General features: G+C 36.1%; 24 protein-coding genes. 13 read left to right on the top strand and 11 right to left on the bottom strand.

The features are described 5' to 3' along the window. Positions 1 to 206 precede the first annotated feature (206 nt). A complete protein-coding gene (locus J2Z82_RS11050; protein ID WP_209480845.1) occupies positions 207 to 818 on the top strand; it encodes a TetR/AcrR family transcriptional regulator in 612 nt (203 codons plus the stop codon). Positions 819 to 933: 115 nt separating this feature from the next. Further along, the gene (locus tag J2Z82_RS11045; RefSeq protein WP_209480872.1) at positions 934 to 1,329 is read left to right on the top strand and encodes a nuclear transport factor 2 family protein; all 396 of its coding nucleotides are present in this window, start codon (positions 934 to 936) and stop codon (positions 1,327 to 1,329) included. A gap of 67 nt (positions 1,330 to 1,396) precedes the next feature. On the opposite strand, the gene J2Z82_RS11040 is transcribed toward J2Z82_RS11045, so the two are convergent. Continuing rightward, positions 1,397 to 1,858 carry a staygreen family protein gene (locus tag J2Z82_RS11040; protein WP_209480844.1) on the bottom strand — a complete coding sequence of 154 codons (462 nt, stop codon included), beginning with the start codon at positions 1,856 to 1,858 and terminating at the stop codon, positions 1,397 to 1,399. Positions 1,859 to 2,510: 652 nt separating this feature from the next. Here J2Z82_RS11040 and J2Z82_RS19765 point away from each other — a divergent pair. Next, positions 2,511 to 2,789 carry a tyrosine-type recombinase/integrase gene (locus tag J2Z82_RS19765; RefSeq protein ID WP_390313528.1) on the top strand — a complete coding sequence of 93 codons (279 nt, stop codon included), beginning with the start codon at positions 2,511 to 2,513 and terminating at the stop codon, positions 2,787 to 2,789. Positions 2,790 to 3,041: 252 nt separating this feature from the next. Here the strand turns inward: J2Z82_RS19765 and J2Z82_RS11030 are convergent, their stop codons facing one another. The 4 genes from J2Z82_RS11030 to J2Z82_RS11020 form a co-directional block, all read right to left on the bottom strand. Then, positions 3,042 to 4,001, bottom strand: a complete 960-nt coding sequence (locus J2Z82_RS11030) for a hypothetical protein (RefSeq protein ID WP_390313527.1) — start codon at positions 3,999 to 4,001, stop codon at positions 3,042 to 3,044. Between the two features lie 76 nt (positions 4,002 to 4,077). After that, positions 4,078 to 4,695 carry a hypothetical protein gene (locus J2Z82_RS11025; RefSeq protein ID WP_245251476.1) on the bottom strand — a complete coding sequence of 206 codons (618 nt, stop codon included), beginning with the start codon at positions 4,693 to 4,695 and terminating at the stop codon, positions 4,078 to 4,080. Positions 4,696 to 5,133: 438 nt separating this feature from the next. After that, complete coding sequence (locus J2Z82_RS19620; protein ID WP_280922997.1) at positions 5,134 to 5,268, bottom strand: hypothetical protein; 135 nt, start codon at positions 5,266 to 5,268, stop codon at positions 5,134 to 5,136. Continuing rightward, positions 5,265 to 6,512, bottom strand: a complete 1,248-nt coding sequence (locus J2Z82_RS11020; RefSeq protein WP_209480841.1) for a helix-turn-helix transcriptional regulator — start codon at positions 6,510 to 6,512, stop codon at positions 5,265 to 5,267. Before J2Z82_RS11020 ends, J2Z82_RS19620 begins: the two co-directional genes overlap by 4 nt. Positions 6,513 to 7,754: 1,242 nt before the next feature. On the opposite strand from J2Z82_RS11020, the gene J2Z82_RS11015 reads away from it, so the two are divergent. Both J2Z82_RS11015 and clpP read left to right on the top strand, forming a co-directional pair. Next, positions 7,755 to 8,444 (top strand): sigma-70 family RNA polymerase sigma factor, encoded by a 690-nt coding sequence (locus J2Z82_RS11015; RefSeq protein WP_245251534.1) that lies wholly within the window; start codon positions 7,755 to 7,757, stop codon positions 8,442 to 8,444. A 24-nt stretch (positions 8,445 to 8,468) separates the two neighbouring features. Then, positions 8,469 to 9,050: an ATP-dependent Clp endopeptidase proteolytic subunit ClpP gene (gene clpP / locus J2Z82_RS11010; protein WP_209480839.1), complete on the top strand. Its 582-nt coding sequence runs from the start codon at positions 8,469 to 8,471 to the stop codon at positions 9,048 to 9,050. 254 nt (positions 9,051 to 9,304) lie between these two features. Here clpP and J2Z82_RS11005 read toward each other — a convergent pair whose 3' ends face one another. Beyond that, positions 9,305 to 9,811 carry a CBO0543 family protein gene (locus J2Z82_RS11005; protein ID WP_209480838.1) on the bottom strand — a complete coding sequence of 169 codons (507 nt, stop codon included), beginning with the start codon at positions 9,809 to 9,811 and terminating at the stop codon, positions 9,305 to 9,307. A gap of 361 nt (positions 9,812 to 10,172) precedes the next feature. Between J2Z82_RS11005 and J2Z82_RS11000 the strand changes: the two genes are divergently transcribed. From J2Z82_RS11000 to J2Z82_RS10985, 4 genes are all read left to right on the top strand, one after another. After that, positions 10,173 to 11,093: a glycine betaine ABC transporter substrate-binding protein gene (locus J2Z82_RS11000; RefSeq protein ID WP_209480837.1), complete on the top strand. Its 921-nt coding sequence runs from the start codon at positions 10,173 to 10,175 to the stop codon at positions 11,091 to 11,093. A 449-nt stretch (positions 11,094 to 11,542) separates the two neighbouring features. After that, positions 11,543 to 11,902 carry an ArsR/SmtB family transcription factor gene (locus tag J2Z82_RS10995; protein ID WP_209480836.1) on the top strand — a complete coding sequence of 120 codons (360 nt, stop codon included), beginning with the start codon at positions 11,543 to 11,545 and terminating at the stop codon, positions 11,900 to 11,902. Beyond that, entirely contained in the window at positions 11,886 to 12,338 is a 453-nt protein-coding gene (locus tag J2Z82_RS10990) for an SRPBCC family protein (RefSeq protein ID WP_209480835.1), read from the top strand. The genes J2Z82_RS10995 and J2Z82_RS10990 overlap by 17 nt, the downstream gene beginning before the upstream one ends. Positions 12,339 to 12,350: 12 nt before the next feature. After that, complete coding sequence (locus tag J2Z82_RS10985; RefSeq protein ID WP_209480834.1) at positions 12,351 to 12,950, top strand: dihydrofolate reductase family protein; 600 nt, start codon at positions 12,351 to 12,353, stop codon at positions 12,948 to 12,950. A 348-nt stretch (positions 12,951 to 13,298) separates the two neighbouring features. On the opposite strand, the gene J2Z82_RS10980 is transcribed toward J2Z82_RS10985, so the two are convergent. After that, positions 13,299 to 13,598 carry a staygreen family protein gene (locus J2Z82_RS10980; RefSeq protein ID WP_245251533.1) on the bottom strand — a complete coding sequence of 100 codons (300 nt, stop codon included), beginning with the start codon at positions 13,596 to 13,598 and terminating at the stop codon, positions 13,299 to 13,301. A gap of 474 nt (positions 13,599 to 14,072) precedes the next feature. Between J2Z82_RS10980 and J2Z82_RS10975 the strand changes: the two genes are divergently transcribed. Beyond that, positions 14,073 to 14,447 carry a CidA/LrgA family protein gene (locus J2Z82_RS10975; RefSeq protein ID WP_209480832.1) on the top strand — a complete coding sequence of 125 codons (375 nt, stop codon included), beginning with the start codon at positions 14,073 to 14,075 and terminating at the stop codon, positions 14,445 to 14,447. Beyond that, the gene (locus J2Z82_RS10970; protein WP_209480831.1) at positions 14,437 to 15,126 is read left to right on the top strand and encodes an LrgB family protein; all 690 of its coding nucleotides are present in this window, start codon (positions 14,437 to 14,439) and stop codon (positions 15,124 to 15,126) included. Before J2Z82_RS10975 ends, J2Z82_RS10970 begins: the two co-directional genes overlap by 11 nt. A gap of 521 nt (positions 15,127 to 15,647) precedes the next feature. Here J2Z82_RS10970 and J2Z82_RS10965 read toward each other — a convergent pair. Next, a complete protein-coding gene (locus J2Z82_RS10965) occupies positions 15,648 to 16,259 on the bottom strand; it encodes a DUF421 domain-containing protein (protein WP_209480830.1) in 612 nt (203 codons plus the stop codon). Between the two features lie 171 nt (positions 16,260 to 16,430). After that, a complete protein-coding gene (locus J2Z82_RS10960) occupies positions 16,431 to 17,732 on the bottom strand; it encodes a chloride channel protein (RefSeq protein ID WP_209480829.1) in 1,302 nt (433 codons plus the stop codon). A 495-nt stretch (positions 17,733 to 18,227) separates the two neighbouring features. Between J2Z82_RS10960 and J2Z82_RS10955 the strand changes: the two genes are divergently transcribed. Together J2Z82_RS10955 and J2Z82_RS10950 are read left to right on the top strand one after the other, a co-directional pair. Continuing rightward, positions 18,228 to 19,616, top strand: a complete 1,389-nt coding sequence (locus J2Z82_RS10955; protein WP_209480828.1) for a YjiH family protein — start codon at positions 18,228 to 18,230, stop codon at positions 19,614 to 19,616. Between the two features lie 452 nt (positions 19,617 to 20,068). Beyond that, complete coding sequence (locus J2Z82_RS10950; RefSeq protein ID WP_209480827.1) at positions 20,069 to 21,262, top strand: aminotransferase-like domain-containing protein; 1,194 nt, start codon at positions 20,069 to 20,071, stop codon at positions 21,260 to 21,262. Between the two features lie 113 nt (positions 21,263 to 21,375). Here J2Z82_RS10950 and J2Z82_RS19395 read toward each other — a convergent pair whose 3' ends face one another. Then, positions 21,376 to 21,501, bottom strand: coding sequence for a DUF6254 family protein (locus J2Z82_RS19395; protein ID WP_245251470.1), 126 nt, complete (start codon positions 21,499 to 21,501; stop codon positions 21,376 to 21,378). 43 nt (positions 21,502 to 21,544) lie between these two features. After that, positions 21,545 to 21,709, bottom strand: a complete 165-nt coding sequence (locus J2Z82_RS10945) for a hypothetical protein (RefSeq protein ID WP_209480826.1) — start codon at positions 21,707 to 21,709, stop codon at positions 21,545 to 21,547. Between the last annotated feature and the right edge of the window lie 157 nt (positions 21,710 to 21,866).

The raw sequence follows: 21,866 nt of genomic DNA, 5'->3' as shown, positions 1-21,866 counted from the left end.
TTAGTCGATTACAAATTTTTTGTCAACTATCTATGGATCCCCATTTGGCTGCAGTGTTTGGAGACATTCTTTTACCATCTATGAATGATTTTTTTTCATATTTACCACTAGAAGATAAACGACAATCGGTGTCGTTTCCATATTAAGTATTGTATAATAAGGCTAATGTTATTTAGTGGGGGAGTCAGTGAAAGGGGCTATCAAGCATGAGTAATACAAAAACTAAATTTCAAATTCGTCGGGAAGAAACATATGAGAATCTAATCAAATTCGGTATTAAGCCGATGATGGATAAAGGTTTTGCCAAGACGAATCTTAGTGATATTGTTGGAGCGGCTGGTTATACGCGAGGTGCCTTTTATTTTCATTTTAATAGTAAAGAAGAGTTTTTCCTTCATGTATTGGAAGATCATGACAAAAGGCGAGGCAGTTGGGCTGGAATCCCTTATCACTATCATGCCCAAGAGACATCCTTAGAATCGTTGTTAAAGGAGTCTATTTTTTCGTTGTGGCAAAACGTTTACGAGAAACCACTTACCGGGTGGCTTCTACTGGTTATTGACTTTTATCAAAATGCCAAGGACATACCAGATGTGAAAAAGCGTATGAAGCAGCTTCATGAGAACTTTGAAGACGATCTAATACTATTCCTGCAAGCTTTGAAGAAACAAGGATTTATTGATGCACATATCGATGAGAAGAAAGCGTTATGGCAGCTTATTTCACTCACGTACGGATATTTAGTGAATTATTATATTTATGATTTGGATGATATTGATATCATTGTTAATGCATATGCAAAAATATTGAAAAATTAACGGTTTTTGTTATCGGACACAGGTTCATTGGTCATGAAGGATTAGTGGAAGAGCCATAATAAACGGTTATCTCGAACAATATGGGTTATGTTAGTTGAGCTCCCAAAACGAAAGGATGATTGTTATTAATAAGGAAAAGCAGAGTTCTTTTAAAGAGCAGGCGGTATCATTTCTAAAGCTTGTAGCATCGGGGAGTATAGACGAAGCATACCAGAGATACATCAGTCCGGAATTCAGCCATCATAATGCCTTTTTCCGGGGCGATGCAGATTCGCTCAAACTAGCAATGGCAGAGGATGCAACTGAGAACCCCAACAAGATATTTGAAATCAAACATGCTATTGAAGAGGGAGATATGGTTGTAGTTCACTCCCATGTGAAACAGAATCCTGAAGACCTTGGAGCAGCTGTTGTTCATATCTTCCGTTTTCATGATGGTCATATTGTTGAATTATGGGACTTAGGTCAACCCATACCAGAGAGTTCTCCTAACGATAATGGGATGTTTTAAATAATTAAAAGGGTCAGTCCCCAACTGTGCTAAAGTGTTAGCGTTATGGGGGACTGACTGTTATAAATTAGTCATTAAAATCAGAGTTATACTCTGTAAAAGTACCCCAATTTTCTATCTTATTCAACTGAGGATATCGTGATTGAAAGTGAACTATTATTGGAGAATTATTCAGCTCAGGATGTGACATAAAAAATCTCCTGTCTCCATACCTGATTGCTTTCAAGGCAAGTGGTAATTCACGTCTAAATATTTCATTTCGCTTTGCTGCAACAGTCTGATTAGATTGTCCGTCTACATCCAAATACACATTGTATACATAGCAACCTCTATTTTTAGTCCACTCACCAAGTACTTCATCTCTCATAGAATTAATTTTATCCCAGGCAAATCTTAATCCAATTGTCAAAAATAGGTCTGCAGTAATATCTGAATGGGTCAGTGTGTAACGCCTATGGATTATAGGTTCTGTAGCGGTAATTCCTTCTCTAAACTCAACATAAAGTTTATCGGGGTTTAAAATGCTCAAGTAAACACTTCCCAACACTTTTTTCTTAATTTTATGATGTTTATTAACCAGTTATACTTCTTGTGTCATCTAAGGGGGAGGGGTAGTTAAAATGGTCAGTCCCCCAATGTGTGGAAAGATGCACATTCTTCCATGTTGTTATTTTTTTTGATAGTCAGATTTCTTATAAAAGCTGTGCCCCAGCTTACATATAAAAAAGAGAAGATGTGGATTAGGCAATGGAATATTCGCAGGAAGGAGATCGGCTCTTTATTGTTGAAGTGAAGTAAAGGTTAAGGGAGGTTTAATGACAGGGAGGGGAAGTTTGATTAAAAGTATTTGAGATTTTGGGAGCCTTGGGTAATTGGAGTCATAGTTCATGAAACATATTAAAGGATTGTAAATGACACTTGTACGAATGATGTTAGCCATTTTGATTGACACCGATTGGTATATTTGAATTACCGTTTGTACATAGGTATTTGAAACGAATGACATTAACTGCCTCCTCCTGATACTCGAATCATTAAATACTTGTTGATAATCCTTATCTCTAACCCCCTCCCTAATAAGTCTAGTAGCCTCATCTATATAGTCAGGACGTAGAGAGGATATTTTATTAAAGAAATACTCCATTTTAACATTTAGTTTTTTAGAAATTAAGTATAGCGTGATGCTAGAAGATTATCCTGTTTTTCAAAGCCAGAAAGGTGGACGACATCTAGAACCATCACTGGTACACCGGATTGTGAAAAACAACGCGGAGAAGGTGGGATTTAAAGTTTTACCTCCCCCTCATTGGTTTCGGCACGCACATGCTAGTCATGCATTAGACCAGAAAGCTCCTATTCATTTAGTCCAAGCTACTTTAGGACATGAGAATGTTGCAACGACAGGCCGGTATTTACATTCCAAACCTAATGAATCATCTTCAACTTACATATCTTTATAGGTAGAAAAAAATTATATCCTTTTGAGAAGGAAGATACTGATCCTTAACCTTTCCCACCCACAAACAACACTAGAATATCTGGAATTACTGATGAACAGATCAAAATAAAAAGGAGTTTAGTTACACCGCCAAACATTATTTGTTCTTAATGAAAAATACGAAAATGCCACAGATTAAGAGTGAAAACCGCAAAAGTCACACGTTGTTTAACGAGTAATCTTTTATATTGTATCTGTGGCATTAAAATTATTATTATTTTAAAATTAACACTCTATTACTTGCTAAAGGGTCTTGTGGAAGAAATGCTTCTTCTTTAGATACAGGTTCGAATGGAGTTGGAATCATTAAGACTTGAAAGTAATTACTTTCCTCTTCTAACGGAAGATTAAAATCCAAAGAGATTGATTTTTCCTGATCAGGTTCTAACGTATCATAAATAAAATCGTCGTTCCCAAGTGGCGTTTGCTGGTAATTAAATAAAGCGACAAGATAAAAATCTATCTTCTCAGAATTTGAATTTCCATAAAATAAGGTGTACGGAATTTCTTTTTCACCCATTTCTTCTTTATATAAAGCTTCGTATGGAACTTCTTTTTTGCTTAGAAATGCTCCATGAATTCTTCTTTCTTCACTTTTTATTCCTTTAGTAAGTAAACTAGGCCTTTGCTCAGGTATGTTATCAATATTTTTTAATAAATTTACTCTAATCGAAAATAAATCGGCTAGTTCCATTGAAGTTTCATAATCGCTGGGAGCCTCTTTAGGATCATTTAAAAGAATATATGTAATGGAGTGAAAACCATCTTCGAGATCAAGTAATGAAACTTCTAAATCCTTGTATTCTTCTTTTTCTATATCAAATCTATAGCTGTTAGAGATTTTTCCATCTCCTACCTTAAAGTTCATTTGTTCTCCATGATTAAAAATTAAAAGAATAAATGAACCATCCTTTGATGTTTTATTTCCTAGAACTATATTTCTTTTAAAAGATTCATTATCAATTTCGAAAGTACGTTCATATTCAAATTCATCTTTATTATAAAGGCCTAGTGTGTAAACCTCTTTTGATTCAGCAATAGGTTGTTCATGAGATTCATAGGTTTCATCTTTATCAATTGTAGGTTCTTTTATAGATTCTTCATTGAAACAACCGCTTAAGATTAATAATAGGGTTACAATACATAATATAAATAATTGCTTCAAAATTAACACCTCTTTAAGTATGAAAGCCCTTGAGGGCTTTCATACTTAATGTTTTGAGTCTATATTGTTTAGGCCGTTCCTACCATTATCCGCGGCTTGCTTCGGTGCTGTGGTATACACTATTTGTACCGCTATTATGGTAAGTATGACTGCTTCTAGAATATTGGGAATGTGTAGGAATCATAAAACTTTGTTGTTTGGCACTTGCATTTGCAAAAGACGATGATGATCTAGAATCTGAATCCTGATCTTCCACTGATGCGTTCATCATAAGAGTGGTATTCACAATAATTCTATCAATTGATTTCTTTGTGCTCTTACTGCTACTAGTATATGAATCTGAGAAACCATTAGCGTAAACCCTCACCTGGGGAGCACCCGACCAGGCTTCGAATCTTGCAGTAACACTACTTCTAGAGACTGCATAGTACGATCCGTAAGATTGTATAGAATTATCTGTGCTTACAGGTTCTGCGTATTCTCCTTTTTCTACTGAGACTTTAACTATATCCCCTTCGCTATTGTAATAAACTTTTTCTTGCACTTTATCTCCTTCTTTGTCAATGTAATCATCTTTAGATACATTATCGATTTTAGTGTCGAAAACCTTAGCTTCTTCTTCCGCACCGACAGGAGCCACTAGTACCAATGTGAACAAAAATGAAACGGTTATTAAAGAAAACATTATTTTTTTGATCTCCATATCAAAAATCCTCCTAATTATATTTATTTGCTTTAATCTACGCGAAATATTAGTTACACATATGAAAATTAAAATCATTTAGATTTCGTAACTAGAACCTCAAAGTTCTGTATCACGATTTTCGTTTGCCCTTAGCCTCCTTTACACTTTTTTTAATATATGTGTATCACCTCTCCCCATTTTTAAATGTTCAGAACAAGTAGAAAACAATAGTATTTACTTGTTCAAATATTAGTCTTGATTAATATAGTTCTCCAACTGAGGGGATTATCCTTCCAAATATATATTGTGAAATAAAACCAAATATATATAGCTTAGATCTATAATTTTAATGGATTTGAAAAAATCTAAAAAAAAAAGAACAAGGATCTCTTGTCCTTACTCTTTACTTTGAACCATACACAAATTTATTTAAGGTCTTATTTCGAACTGGTAAAGTCAGCAGTCATAATCAATAGGTGATACGTTTAATGGATCTGGATAATCATCTTCAGCAGATACAAGGGGAGCCTTGGTACTGAACAAAAAAATACCAATGATTGAGATTGATAATATAATTTTAAACGCCTTCATTTTATTGTCTCTCCTTCTTTAAAATGGGTTAATTTTTTTAGCATTAAATATGAGTTCTTATATTGTCGTATATTTTCGTAATAAATAGCCATTTTATGAACATACTCTGATAACGTCTGTCTCTCTTGCCGTTTTTCAAAAAAAGGAATAGCTACATTAATCATATAATTTTCGAAATCATGTGTATTGAGTTTATTATTGATTTCATAATTTAATACATTGAACATGATTAAGTGATTTTCACTTTTCTGTTTAATCGCGGAATTTATTCCAAGTTCATTCCATTTTTTTGCACTCTTAAAATCTTTTAATTTTACATATTCCCGGGATAAGACATATAGGGTATTGATTTTTGAGTCTGCTTTTTTAACTTTTAAACTTTTCTTATAAAAAAAAATTGATTTTGTTGAGTCACCTTCATCTGAATAAATAAGACCTAGATTATGGTATACCTTTCCCAAGGTTTCCTTATCTCTCTTTGGTGATAAATTTTGTGTTATTTTAAAATAATTTTCTTTAGATTTCTGTAGTTCTCCCATCTTCCTATAATTGATACCTAATAATAAATTACAACTAGTACATAATTCATAATCCATTTTTTGAACAAAGATATCGTATGCTCTGTTCAAATATAATGTTGATAATGAAAAATTCCCAAGACGACTATATACAAGTGCCAATTGATAATAAACTTCTTCTTTATCTGTTTGTACACATTTCTCAGCTTTTTTATAAAAAGATAATGCCTGCTCTAAACTACCAATCATGTAATGAAAAAGACCACAAAACATGTAATAATAAGGTTCAATCCAGTTTGGTTTATAATCAAGGTTTTCGATAACTCTATTATAGATGTCTGTTAATTTTATTCTATCTAATGACAATAAGGTAATTCGAAGTTCAAATATTAATTTAATAACATTTGCCTGTGGTGAGTTTAGAGCTTCATAACGTTTTAGTATCTCGTTAAATTTGAATACAATATTAGTCTCTTTCCTACGAATCAAATAATTCAGTTCGGTTAACTCACATTTCATTTTAAGCAAAAGTTCTTCTTCAGTTTGTAGTTCATGTAAAGTTATTCCTAGTTTTTCACATAAAAGATCTATAATTTCTCTATTCGGTTTAACTACATTATTTTCTATTTTACTTAAATATGATATAGAACAAATTCCATTAGATAGATCTTGTTGATTCATATTCTTTTTAACACGTAAATGTTTAATTTTGATTCCATAACTCATCTTATCCCCACTTCCCTTATAGCTTTTTATAATAATACTAGCAACTAAAATGTTATTATAAGGAATTTGACGTGATTATAAATTACACTTTTGTAATAAATGAACCAGTATATCAGTAACAATGCATATCCTTTAGTACATTGAGAGGATCCCCCTTAATTCAACTACCCTGACAGAATTGATAGGTAAAGAAATAGAGTTAGACCTAGATGAGAAAAAGTTAAACAATCTTAATATGTCACAACGCTATTGAATGGAAAAGTTCTATAAATAAAGGAAGTGTTGCTAAAACCTCCCTTTTTTATAGACACGAATGAACAAAAGTAAATCACCCATGACAACAAAGTCACTAAAACAAATATACATATATTGGAATATACTGTCAAATTTAATATTATGAGATTGTTCAATAGATAATTACTGTAATGTATCAGTTGAATTAAAGGGAAATAGGCATGATGGTCATCCTGTATTCAAAGCCGAAAAGATGGAGAAAGGCTGGATCCATCACAGGTGCACCGAATTGGAAAAAAGAAGAAGCTCGGATATGGTTCTCATGCTTTCTTTTTGGGGCGTGGAAGCAGCATCACCGTCTCTATGCTTCATCTTCTCTAATGCATTATATTTGTTTTGGTAGAAATAATTTTATAACAATTATAGATTATCGATAATCTATAATATAAATTTTCTATTAATGTGATGATACAGATTGTATAATAGGAGAAATTTAACATGGGTAGAGTTGAAGGCAAAGTAGCAGTTATCACTGGCGGTGCTGGTGGACTTGGAAAAGAAACTGCCAAATAACTATTAAAAGAAGGCGCAAAGGTTGTCATTGTAGATTTATTTGAAGAACCTCTTGAGAAAACTAAAAAAGGATTTAAGTGTTTTTGGAGAAGTATTAACAGTACAAGCAGACGTTTCAAAAGGGAAGATGTAGAGAAATATGTGAAAGCAGCAGTTGATTAATTTGGCAGCATTGATATTTTCTTCAATAATGCTGGAATTGTAGGTAAGATTGAAAGTGCAATTGATACAAAAGCAGCGGATTCAACCCATACCAGAGAGTTCTCCTAACAACAATGGGATGTTTTAATAGTATTAGCGGACCAAGATATTCATTTTTTCCTTATTTATGAAGTATAAATGTTAGTGTTAAATAAAAAATATATAACTCCCGTATCTTTTTTCCTTCTTTAATCGTTAAAGTATGTAAAGAGAGGAGCTAAAGGAGTGAGTAAAATGTACGCCAGGCCTGGCATAAAAGTACAAACTGAAAAAGTTAATTCTTCTGACCTGAAAGATCTTTATTCGAAACTTATTCCTTATTGCCATTATTTGACCAAAAACAAATGGGATGCTGAGGATCTTGTCCAGGAAACGTTATTCAAAGCGATAAACCACTATGGACAACATAAAGATTTGAACGCTGCATTGTTAAAAAAGATGGCATTTAATTTGTGGATGGATTTACTCCAAAAACGTAATCGAGAAATAATCGGATTTACGTTTGAAGAAACTGATGAAACAAATGAGTATAAGGATGACATGATGGACTTGGTGGAAGAGTTGATTTCTAAGCTCACACCAAAGCAATCGGTTATAGTTGCGTTAAAAGATGTGTTTCGGTATCAAATTATGGAGATCGCCGAGATGTTCGATATGACTGAAACAGCTGTTAAAGCAGTTTTAAACCGAGCCAGAAAAAGGCTTGCAAGGCTGTTATTAGATGAAGAAATACATTCTGTCAGGGATTATTGGTCCGAGGAGAATGTAGAAGTATTGACCCCGGCAATAATCCAGGCGGTCCGGTTGAATGACCCTACTGGTGTAATCAGGCTTATACCAATTTTATTCTCAATGGAAACTCAACCGAAGCTGAAACTTTACCAATTCTCTCCTCCTCAAGGCTCCTTCTCGATGGCAGCTTAGGCTGTATACAAAGGAGGAATAAGGATGACTGCAATCCCATATGTTATTGAACAATCAAGTCAAGGTGAACGATCGTACGATATATATTCCAGGTTGTTGAAAGACCGAATTATCATGGTAAGTGATGAGATTAACGACCACATGGCAAACAGTGTTGTAGCGCAACTATTGTTTTTAGCGGCTAATGATGCTGATAAGGATATTTCTCTCTACATCAATAGCCCAGGTGGTTCAACTTCTGCAGGGTTTGCAATCTTTGATACGATGCAATACATTAAACCAGATATTAGCACGATTTGTACAGGAATGTCGGCCTCATTCGCTGCAATGCTTTTACTCGCAGGAACAAAGGGTAAACGATATGCACTCCCAAATAGTGAAATTATGCTTCATCAGCCACTTGGTGGTGCACGAGGTCAAGCAACGGATATTGATATATCAGCTAAAAGGATTATAAAGCTGCGTAAACAGTTGAATCAATTAATAGCAGAACGAACTGGCCAACCGGTTGAAAAGGTTGCAGTCGATACAGACCGTGATTATTTCTTAAATGCTGAAGAAGCGAAAGATTACGGAATAATTGACGCCATCGTACAAGCGAAATAATAGGCGTTGGACTTAAATGTACCGTACAAGGAACCGTGAGTACGGTGGAAGATATAAAAGGAACAAGCCAAAATATCAAGTTTATTTTGGCTTGTTTAAACTGTTTTCATCATTATTTTTTAGACTTTCTTCCTTCGATTCTAAATAAATAGAATGCCATGGATAAATAGGTCAAAAATAGTAATAACAAAAAGACTGGTGTGGATAAAACATTTTGAACGAACATGAAGGATCTCACCTCTGTAATGGTTTATTTAATAGAGCGGAACCGGGAACATGAAATAGAAAAGCGCTACTGCTGGTAAAGCAAGAATAAGTGCCCAAGCAGGTTTTCTGTAATGGATAAGTAAAAATATAAAAAATATGGCGTTTAACCAGATATTCTGCCAGCTATTCCATCCATCTCCATATACATACATTCCCTTATAAGCAAATAACGCCTCAATAATCGTGTAAAAAATCACCCAAACTGCTACATAAATAATTTTTGCATTCCGGACTGCAGGCATTCGCTGGAAAAAAATAATTAGGGTCACTGGACAAATATAAAACGTGAAAAATAAATTAATCGTCGTATGGTTTAACCATTCTGCAGTAATTCCCTGAAAAGCCCACAGTAATTGATCATGATAAATCGTGTTATATGTCATGTTTATGGCAATGAAAAATAAAATCGTAGGATATTGATCTTTTACCCGTGACCAATCAATAAATTTATAAGCAAATACTGTCCAAACAACTAAAACTAATAATAAATACATAGTCCACCTCTTGAGATTAGTAGAAACTATCAGCTATTATCGCCAAGATTAACCACGCTTATGCAATAACTAAGATACGAAAAGCCTTCTAAATCAGTTGGGTGTCTAAGAAGTAGTAATTGGAAGGAAGTTAACGTGCTTCCTTTAAAAATTACAAGAGAGCTCTTCCTAGTCTTTTTGTTGGCGCAGAAATGATTAATTCACTGTTTGAGTTATACATTGAAAAACATATAGAATTTACCCTAGTTGTCTTTTTAAACATAATTAGTATTATTTCACTAATTTAACAAGAGTATGGAACCTCTAAGACAATCCACTAAATCATCACATTATAATTAGACTAAGGGGAGTTATATACAACATGTTTAACTTTAAATGGAAAAAACTAGGCATTATTACGGGATTATCTTTATCTCTTGTAGCAGCAGGTTGTGGAGAAGAGAATGAAGGTGGAAATGAGCAGGCTGAGTCCGGTACAAGTGTGAGTAAAGAAATGGAATATACAATTACTGGTATTGAGCCTGGCGCTGGACAGACTGAAACGAACAAAAAGGCGATAGCTGCGTATGATAGTCTTGCTGGCTGGAAACAAGAAACTGCTTCATCGGCTGCCATGTTAACAGCATTAGGCAATGCGATTGATAACCAAGAACCAATTGTTGTTGCGGCATGGTCACCTCACTACAAATTTGCTAAGTGGGATTTGAAGTACCTGGAAGATCCTAAAGGAACCTTTGGTGAGAAAGAATACATTACTACGATCGCAAGAAAAGGCTTAAAAGATGATATGCCAAAGGCTTATAAGATATTAGATAGAATCTACTGGGAATTACCAGCAATGGAATCTGCTCTACTCCAGGCACAGAAAATGGAGTTTGATTTTGAAAAAGTAGCAAAGCAGTGGGTGGATGAAAATCAGGAAACAGTTGCAAAATGGACAAAAGATGTGGAGCCTGTAGATGGTAAACAAATAAAACTGGCTTCAACTTCATGGGATACAGAACTTTTTTCAGCAAATGTAGCGAAAATTGTACTACAAGAACAAGGATATGAGGTTAACCTTACACAAATTGATCCAGCTATTTTGTTTGAAGCAATCGCATCGGGTGATGCTGATGCATCTCTTTCTCCGTGGATGCCAACAACACATGGTGCATTTTATGAAGAATATGAAGGTCAATTTGAAGATTTAGGAGCGAACTTAGAAGGCGCAAAGATAGGTTTAGCTGTGCCAACCTATATGGACATTGATTCTATTGAAGATCTTAAGCCTGCAGAATAAGTCCGCATAAGTAATATATTCTCCCCTTTGAGTATTTGGATACTTGAAGGGGAGTTTTCATTATGTCGCTTATTTTAAAGAGGATATACAATCTGGTTAATTGGGTTCCAAAATGTCTTTCTTTAAATGAGTGAATCATTAACCACTCGAAGTTACCAGTTTTTATCACAGAAACGAAATTATCCAGATTAACCATAATAATCGTCCACACTCTTACAATGCTACTGTTTGATGCGGATACGACTTCTAGTGTTTTAGTGAAACCGAATATATTTCTGCACCAGGCCCTCTCTTACTAATTTTAATAAGAAAATGAAATTAAATACAATACGGTCTATTATGTTTATTAAGTGTTGACTTATTTAAGTGTTGACTTAATTAGTTATATAATTTATTATGTATGCAACGGTTCCAAAGTTCCTTTAGAAGGAGGTGACTTTAACATTACCATGGTGTCTAAGGATATTTTTCATGCTCTTTCCGAGCCTAATCGACGATACATCTTAGAGATATTGGCCAATCAAGAGCAGTTAACTGCAACGGATATTTATGATCGTTTTAATATAAGTCCACCTGCGATTTCACAACATTTAAAAATTCTTCGAGAAGCGAATTTGGTTCGGATGGAAAAAAAAGCTCAACAGCGTATATATCAGCTTAATCCTGACGCCATAATCGAACTTGAGGAATGGGCGAACCACATTACACAGCTTTGGACTCAACGTTTTGATGCATTAGATAAGGTGTTAGAAACTGAAATGAAGAAGAATAAGGAAGGAAAGGCTGATCAATATGACGAACCCGAATGATGTAAATGGGGATAAGGAGCTTACTCTAAAAAGAATTTTTGATGCGCCCCGTGAGCTGGTTTGGAAGTCTTGGACAAAACCTGAGCTGTTGGCTAAATGGTGGGGGCCAGCCGGGTTCCAAACCCCGAAGGAATCTATTGACATTGACCTTCGTGTCGGCGGTAGGTTTAATTTATGTATGGTTCAAATCAATACCGGTACAGAGATATGGATTCAACACGAAATTATCGAACTCGTAGAACCTCGTCTTCTTGTCCTCCGGTCCGAGGAACAAACAGATCTCAGGCTTTCTGCCATGATTACTCGGGTTCAATTTGATGAACTAGATGGTAAAACCAAGATGACGTTATACAACGGCCCGTATTCGAAAGAGATGAATCATGCTATTAGTGGATGGGAACAGTCTTTCGACAAGCTTGGTAAATTATTTAAATAGGAGGAGTATTTAATGACAAATAATAGCACGAAGAGTAAAGTAGTCTTTGATATCAGTATGTCACTGGATGGATTCATAGCGGCTTCAAATCGTTCTGCAGAAGAACCGATGGGGGCTGGTGGAGAGCGACTGCACGGATGGGTGATGGACGATGAAGACAGTCGTAACCGCAAGCTTCTTGAAGAAGCCGGCCAAGGTCTAGGGGCGGTTATCACCGGACGAGTTACATACGATGATTCCCTTCGGTGGTGGGGTGCAAATGGACCAACGGGGCCCGCTCGTATTCCTGTTTTTGTTCTCACACATCAGACCCCAGAGAATGTTCCGGAGAATAGTGTGTACACGTTTGTGAATGGAATTGAAAGTGCTCTGGAACAGGCGAAGAAAGCAGCGAACGGTAAAGTCGTTTCTGTCATGGGTGGTGCGGACACCGCCCAACAGTTCATATCGGCTGGGCTGGTCGATGAGATATCGATTCATCTCGTCCCCGTACTGTTTGGTGAAGGTATTCCATTATTCGAAAAGCTTGGAGACGAGCATGTTCTACTTGAACCCGTCACCATAATGGATACTTCCAAAGCTACTCATCTGCAGTATCGAGTTGTTAAATAAGTTTAAAATATTTCGTTTCGAATTACCATATTTTATTTGCCATCAGGCATTACACCATACAAAAGGTTATTCATTGAGAAAAAGTATAGAAAATTGAATGTCTTTTGTAGTCTTTTAGAGAAAACCGCTCCGATTTCCAGAGGAAGTAGTTCAATTTTGAAGTACAAACATTAAACATACAACATAACTGAGCATTGAATTGCAACGCAATTTTGATGCTCTTTTTCATCGTTAAAATTAAAGTGTCATTCAGAGCTTACTATACTCTGCAAAAGTACCCCAATTTTCTATCTTATTCAACTCAGGATGTGAAATGAAAAATCTCCTGTCTCCATATCTGATTGCTTTCTAGGCAAGTGGTAATTCACGTCTAAATATGTCATTTCGTTTTGTTGCAACAGTCTGATCAGATTGTCCATCTACATCTAAATACACATTATATACATAGCAACCTCTATTTATAGTCCACTCACCAAGTACTTCATCTCTCATAGGGCTAATTTTATCCCAGGCAAAGCTTAATCCAATTGTCAAAAAAAGCTCTGCAGTAATATCCGAATGGGTCAATGTGTAGCGCCTATGGATTATAGGTTCTGTAGAGGTAATTCCTTCTCTAAACTCAACATAAAGTTTATCGGGGTTTAACATGCTCAAAGTAAACACTTCCCAACACTTTTTTCTTAATAGTATGATGTCTATTAATCATTTATACTAGGATATTTGCTTGTTCCATCTAATGAGAGCGGGTTGGTCAAGCGGAGCTATTGCTTCATATGCCTGGTGACTGATGAAAGCAGTTAGCCCCACTCTATTCACTACTATAATCGTTTTTGTTCTGTAAATAGTGGCATTTTGAATGGAAAAATTATTAATAGTTATATGCCACCTTTTTATAAGGAAATTCGATTATAGTATAAAGAAGGGTAGTCCTAAACGATATTATGATTTTGCAGGATGACTCATCGCTGGTACAGTCTGTACGTTACTATATATTTGTCAGTATGGAGCCTGTTTCACTTTTCAAAAAGTCTGAATCAATCTATGATAGAATTTATCGGCAGTTTTCTTACTGCATAAGTGCAACTATAGCTTTCTACTATTTTTTGAAAGAAGTGTCGTCAAGTGCTGAAGGTATGTAAAATAATTATCCAAATTGCTTTTTTATATGGAATCTACTTAATCGGACAATGGATTCAGGAAGCACTGAATTTATTTGTGCCCGGGAGTGTCATCGGGTTAATTATTCTGTTTATCCTTCTCTCAACAAATGTTGTAAAGGACGTGTGGGTTGAAAAGGGTGCCGATTTTTTTGTGAAACATTTAACGCTGTTTTTCATTCCGGCAACGGTTGGGATCATAAATTATTACAAGGTCTTTTCCGGGAAGGGATTTTTCCTGATTGTGATCGTTCTCGTGAGTACGGTGCTTGTGATGGCAGGATCAGGACTTGTGACGCAATGGATGATGCGTGGGAAGGAAGTAGAACATGATGGATAGCCTAATTGCCATTGCCGCTATTACCGGTACAGTTGGGATATATGCTGCGGCAGTCTATATATACAAGAAGTTCAATTCTGCATTTACCATACCTATCATTATAGCTACGGTTATCATCATTGCTATATTATTGGCGTTTCAAGTTCCTTATGATACCTACATGCGTGGTGGGGAATGGATAGACCATATGCTAGGTCCTGCGATTGTGGCGCTCGCCTATCCGGTTTATCAGCGGCGAAGAATATTGAAAAAATTGCTGGTGCCTATTCTTAGCGGAACGATACTAGGAGCAGGAGTTGGCGTGTCAACAGGTGTTTTACTAGCTAAATGGGCGGGGGTTGATCAGCTAATTATCCATTCACTTGCTCCAAAATCCGTTACTACTCCGGTGGCCATGGCCATCACGGACACGCTTGGCGGAGCAACACCTTTGGCGGCAGTTTTTGTGATGATAGCGGGAATTGGCGGGGTGCTAATCAGCTCAACAGTTATGAAGTATTTCCGGATTACTCACCCAATTGGACGCGGTGTCGGGATGGGTAGTGCATCACATGCCATCGGAACAGCAACCATTATGGAACAAAACCAGCTCGCAGGATCAGTCAGCACGATTGCAATGGTTGTCAGTGCGGTGGTTGTATCGGTTATAACGCCTGGGCTGGTTGCGGTTTTGATGTAAGGGATTTGTCACTGCAGCAAAAGCATTTCGCTAATTCTTGTTCAATATAGATGATGTGATTTTAATTCCTTTAAACTATTACAAGTTTGAAGGATTTTTTGGCAGATAAGAAAGTATAAATACTTTCTTACTGCATAAGTGCAACTAAGGCTTTCGCCATTAAGGATTGGCGATAAGCCAAGTTTTCTAATAACAAATACAAGAACAAATGTTCCTGATTATGTTAATTAATTAGGTAATAAAATGATATAATAATAGAAAAAAGAAATAAAAAGAGTGATCTAATGCAGAATGAAACGGACATCCTAATCTACCAAACTGAAAAACGAAGCACTACAACCTCGAAATGTTTATCGCAATCGGGTACTTCGAAGCGTTACTAGAAGACGCAGGCGCACCTAATCGAGGTTTTCGGACACGTGCTGTTCCCGCAGGAGTGACTGCCCTCCGCTCCAATCAATCATCATAAAAGTGAGAAAACGTAAATCATCATGCTTAGTTGGAATTTTTTATCATTACTGTTAATCCAAATTCTCTTTAGGTTTTTCTTTATGCTTTCTATTTTTAACCTCAGTAAATATGTTATCTGACACACTTGTTTTTGTTTTTGATGGTTCATTTGGAGGATTAGATTGATTTGATTCAATCATCGATTTAAGCATCTCAATATCCTCTTTAGTAGCGTATTGTTTATCAGGCTTTAACATATATCCTAACTGACCGTTCGATTCTATAGTAGCCCATTGTAAATCAGTAAAATGCTGAATGTTTTGTTGTCTCATTCGTACTTCAAGCATATCAACCGTTAACCGCAGCTTCTTTAAATTACTTTCATTAATTTGGCCATTTTCAACTACTACAAGTCCTTTACCATAAATTAAAGTTTCAAGAGCATTCGATTTCAAAACGATATACTCAATAAAAAGAAGTGTAGCTACCATTAAAAATGTAATCAGCATTGTAATCCAAATGTTCCTATCGCCAACAGGTTGAATAATTAATGATCCAACAGCTATCATCATGACGGTCTGAGCAACAGTAAGCTGTGAGACTGATTTTCTTCCAGCTAACCGTAAAATCAGGATTCCTCCTATCACGACGACGACAGCTTTCCATATGAAGTGTAAATCCAATAGGATCCCCTCTTTTCAAATGTTACTAAAATATACTTACGGTTGACTCATTCTGGTTTAATATCTATTTGTTTATTGTGGATGAAATCCTTTACTTTATTCTTTAGTGAAGTGTCTTTATAGAACTAGAGCAATAAAACGGCAGCATATTGCTGTTTTACGTCTAGTTTTCTAAAGTTTTTTCTTTTTTTCAACGTTTTCAATAGTTTCCGCGCGAAGAGTATTATATAACCTGCTTTTAGGCTCATATATTTTTTGAGATGGCCATAGTCCATGGTGTCCTGAGAATAGATAGCTGACTAAACAAGCAACAAAAAAGTACTCTAACCCTTTTCCATCAAACATCTCCATTGCCAGCAGGAATGCTGCTATAGGGGTATTAGCCCCTCCACTAAAAACAGCAATTAATCCCAATGCAGCGAGAAATGACATAGGTAAATCGATGAATGTATGTAAGGTATTGCCTAATGTTGCTCCAATGAAAAATAAAGGTATGGCTTCACCGCCAACGAAGCCGGTACCAAGAGTCACTGCTGTAAATATTAGCTTGGCCAGGAAAGCAAAGGGTGGAACGTCTTCTATAAAAGATTGTTCTAACATCTGTAATCCTCGGCCATTGTAATCTTGTGAACTAACGATTAAAGTTAATACTACAATGACAATACCTCCAAAAAAGGCTCGCTTCATATGATTTTTTTTGAAAAGTTTCTCAGAGAATTTTTCTATCCCATGCCTCAACTGACAGTATAAAATACTTATTAGGCTAAAAATGACTGATAGAAGAATAACTATTATAAATGTACTAATAGATATTTCCGGTACAGTATGTATTATAAATTCTTTGTGTTTATGTCCCCATGCTGCTGTAGTAACATAATGACCAACAAAGCTTGCCGTAAGACAAGGAACAAGTGCTTCAAATTTCAGCTTTCCTAAAGCAGTCATCTCCATGCCAAAAACAGCACCTGTGATAGGTGCTCCAAATGCAGCACCAAAACCAGCACTTATCCCGCTCATCATTAAAAGTCTCTTGTCGAATATGTTAACCTTAAAAAATTTGTTTACCGCAGCAGCGACACTTCCTCCCATTTGGACAGCTGCACCTTCTCTTCCAGTTGAACCTCCAAAAAGGACTGTGATAAAAGTCGCGAAATAAACGATAGGTCCCATTCTCCGCGGTACCTCTTTTGTTCCATGAACTGAGTCTATCACCAGATTATTTAGTTCAGCAGTGTCATTCAAAGTATTATTCAAAAGTACCTTTCCGTAGTTCATATATATGTATCCTATGATAATTCCTCCAAAGGGGAGAAGGAAGATAAGCCAATCCCTTTTTAATCGTATATCATCTCCTAGATAATCGTTTATTTCTAAAAGGAAATAGGTTGTCGAGCCAACAACTATACCAATTATGCTTCCAAAGATAATCCATTGACAGAGAACTGAAAAAAAGTATTTATACTTTAAGAGCATTCACCAATTCGCCTCTTTCCTTTGGGAAATTCAATTCTATTGTTGCCTATCGTATTATTATTATTAAATTAAATATTGAATAGCCAATTATGAAAGAAGCAAAAAGGGATCAACCCATTAATTCAGTTTAAATAAAGGTTTTTTAACACACTAATTTGAAAAACCTCATTTAGATTTACCACGAAGAACCGTACTACAAACAGATGTGCTTTTCTATATGAAGGGAGCAAAGTTTTTGAAGCAAACCGGAGCAAATTAAAAAAAATTCAAAAAATATACTATATTTTATACATTTATTTATTTACTCCAAAAGCCTGTTTTCTAGTTATTTATAAAGAAAACAGGCTTATTAGTAAGATAAATCACACGGAGCAAGATAAAATACACTGTTGCATATTTATACAAATTAATGTATATTTTGAGTTATTAAGCTAAACGGAAATAGTACGCTCAAGAATATCTACTTAAAATATAAAGAAGTTGGGGAGAGTCTTCATGTTAAATGAAAAACTACAACAGGCAGAAGAAGTTGCGAACAAAAAGGAGTTTACAGCCAAACAATATATGGCCTTTTGGCTTCCCTCATTAATTGGAGTTTTACTATTTTTAGTCCCTATTTCTGTAAATGGAAAAGTAACAATAGGATTAGGGGTTTTAGCGGATGGTTTACAGGGAGCGATAGCTGATTATATTCCTTCAATAATGACAATTATCCTCTGTATTTCTGCTGCTGGTAGTTTTATCGTTAAGTTTACAACTATAGATGCGGTTAAAAAGAGCGCATTCTTAACGGCTTTATTTGATATTACGCCATTCTGGTTATCCCTGAGATGTATTGGCGCATTATTTGCTGTCTTTACATTGAATCAAATAGGTCCTGAATTTATTTGGTCGAGTGTTACGGGCGGGGTAGTACTATATGATTTGATACCGGTATTAATGGTGTGGTTTTTATTTGCTTGTTTATTTATGCCTCTTTTACTTCAATTTGGGTTGATGGATTTTATCGGAACATTGGTACGTAGAGTAATGTTTCCTTTATTTAAATTGCCTGGACGTTCCTCTGTTGATGCCTTAGCATCATGGATGGGAAGTGGAACAGTGGGTGTATTATTAACCACACAACAATATGAATCTGGTTATTATACAAAACGTGAAGCATCTGTAGTTGCAACGAACTTTTCGATTGCTTCGATTGCCTTTAGTCTTGTAATTGCAAGGTTTTTAAATATTGACCATATGTTTATCCAGTTTTATTTTACCGTAATTGTAACAGGAGTAATTGCTGCTATTATTTGTCCAAGGGTCCCGCCTTTGTCAATTAAGAAAAATACGTATTATGAGCCAGTTGGGAAACAAATAGATGAAGTTGTGCCAGAAGGGGTATCTAGTTTTCGCTGGGGATTAAAACAGGCTGTTGAAAAAGCAGACCAGGTCAAGAGTTATCCCGGTGTTATAAAAAGCGGGGTACAGAATGTGATCGATATTTGGTTTGCTTTAATACCATTGGTGATGGCGTTAGGAACGGTTGCACTTGTTATTGCGGAGTTTACGCCTATCTTTAATTACTTATCATATCCTTTTGTGCCATTACTTCAATTACTGCAAATTCCAGAGGCTCAAGCTGCTGCACCTGCAATGCTTGTTGGTTTTGCAGATATGTTTTTACCAGCTGTAATTGGAAGTGGGATTGAGTCAGAGCTTACTCGTTTTGTTATAGGTGTAATGTCCCTATCCCAATTAATCTACATGTCAGAAATTGGCATACTATTAATAAAATCAAAAATTCCAGTTTCATTTGCGCAACTGTTTATTATTTTCCTGCAAAGAACAGTCGTGACGTTGCCAGTTGCTGCATTAATGGCACATTTATTATTTTTCTAGTGAATTAGTCTGAGTTCAGTTTTAGGGAGAAAATATAAAAAACACACGAATGAGTGACCGCCAACCAATCGAAGTGAATCCTCATTCCGCTAAATAGCAGAAAAGGTACTCTCGGAAGGGTGAGATGAATCCTCATTCCGCTAATAGTAAAAAATCAGCCAAATTTGAGGCGAAAATGACAAATAGCGGAATGAGGATCCGCCCCCATGCTTAAAACGAGGATTTTCAAGGAAATAACGGAATGAGGATCCATCTAATCAGTCAACCGGATCCTCATTCCGTTAAAAAATGTGTTCTTCAACAACAGGTGCGAAATGTATGCTAATTATTATGTTATTAGCACTTTTCTCTCCAAAAGTATTCGCCACCAATGCTTTCTATTATTATTTGGTATTATAGAAGAAAGTGATCTCCATATAACGCACGTTTTAATGGAAAGGTGATTGATAGAAATGAATAGTGAATCTTTTTTCACTGAAAGCACGAAAGCCGCACTTAAAAATAACCCACCGGGCGAATGGATGCCAACACTTCCAGATGGTTGTATACGTTTAAGCTCTGGATTCCCTGCACCTAACCTTATCCCAGTTGAACAGCTTCAAGCAGCAGTTACCCGCCTGCTTGAGGAAGAGAAGGATTTACCGTTGCATTATGTTGGAAGCCCTAAAATGGCAAAGCTAAAGGAGCAGATTAATGATAGGTTGTTACGTCGCGGTATCCGTGTTTCAGAAGAAGAACTTCTCATTACATCTGGAGCATGTCAGGCGATCGATCTAGTTGCCCGCATTATAATGGATCATGAAACTGTCGTTGCCATAGAATCGCCAACGTACATGGAAGCTTTAGAAATCTTCCAAAACTATACGGAGCACTTTATTAGTATTCCAGTGGATGAGTACGGTCTGCAAACAACTAAATTAGAAGCGATGTTAGCGGAAAGGAAAAGGGAAGGGCTCCCGCTTCCTCGTATTTTATATACGATCCCAACTTTCCAAAATCCAACAGGTACAACGATGACAATGGATCGCCGGAAACATGTGCTGGAGCTTGCTGCCAAATATGATTTTCTGATTTTAGAAGATGATGCTTATGGCGAATTATACTTTCATGAACAAGCAGACCCATTAAAAGCAATAGATAACGAAGGCCGTGTGCTGCATCTTGGTTCTTTATCCAAGGTAGTGGCGCCGGGAATGCGAATCGGATGGATAGCTGCAGCACCCGAATTGATTACCGCTGTGGCTTGGTTTAAAAAGGATTTAGACCATCCATTTGCCCAAGCTACAATGGCTTCCTTTTTAGAAAGAAATGACTTCGAGAAACGGCTCAAAACCTTGAGGGAAACATATCAACATAAGTGTACTGTCTTGCTTTCCGAATTGGACCAGCACATGCCAAAACAGGTCACCTGGTATGTGTCTGAAGGTGGTTACTTTGTGTGGGTAAAAATTGCTGGCGTCGATACATCGGAATTATTAACCCAGGCTCTCGATGAAGGTGTCTCCTATATCCCAGGCAAACATTTTTTCCTGAATCAGCAAGATGGAGCGGAATACCTTCGTCTATCATTTAGTTACGCTGACGAAAAAGAGATAGTAGAAGGAATTCAAAAACTAAGTAAAGTTATCAAACGAATCCTTTTATAGTATTCAAATTGGATGAAAAAGTCGGTATGAACGGAAACACTTGTAAGTCTGTAGACAGTGAGTGCAGTGGGGATTTGCCTCACTGCACTGTTTTGGCTCTTTTTTTGACTTACCTACTTGTTCCCATCTCTCCGTGTTTCGTCAGCTATCTCTTCAAAAGTTCTAACTTTCCCGTGTGGATTTTGTGATTGCTTTCTGTCTTTCCATTCCCGTTCTTGTTGTTGTTTGGATTTAGACATATCTGCTAGAACTCCTTTTTATGTTGTAGTTTATCCCTGTTCACTAATTTTGCGTTTTTGATGCTCTTTCTTTTTTTGCTTTCTCTTTGTGTGCCTGATTTGCGGCTGCGCTACCTAATTCCTTAGAGAACTCCGAATCCGTTTTACTGGAATCAAATCCTTGTTTATTCTTTTGCTGTGGGTCATTTTTCTTTGTTCGCTTTGCCATCAATGTCCCTCCTTTTTGGGTTTAGTATGGGACAAGGCGATTGAAATATTCGCACATAATAATCATATGAAGTCAATACGAAACAGATTAAAACGGAAGGAGATTAGAAAAATTCAATTTCCTTCATTTTTAGATAGTTTGTTAATTTATTAAGCTA

Origin of the sequence: Virgibacillus litoralis, assembly GCF_017873675.1 — a bacterium.
In the GTDB taxonomy this organism is placed as follows: domain Bacteria; phylum Bacillota; class Bacilli; order Bacillales; family Amphibacillaceae; genus Lentibacillus; species Lentibacillus litoralis.
Note: the sequence above shows the minus strand (reverse complement) of the source record. Positions and strands in the feature narration are given on the sequence as shown.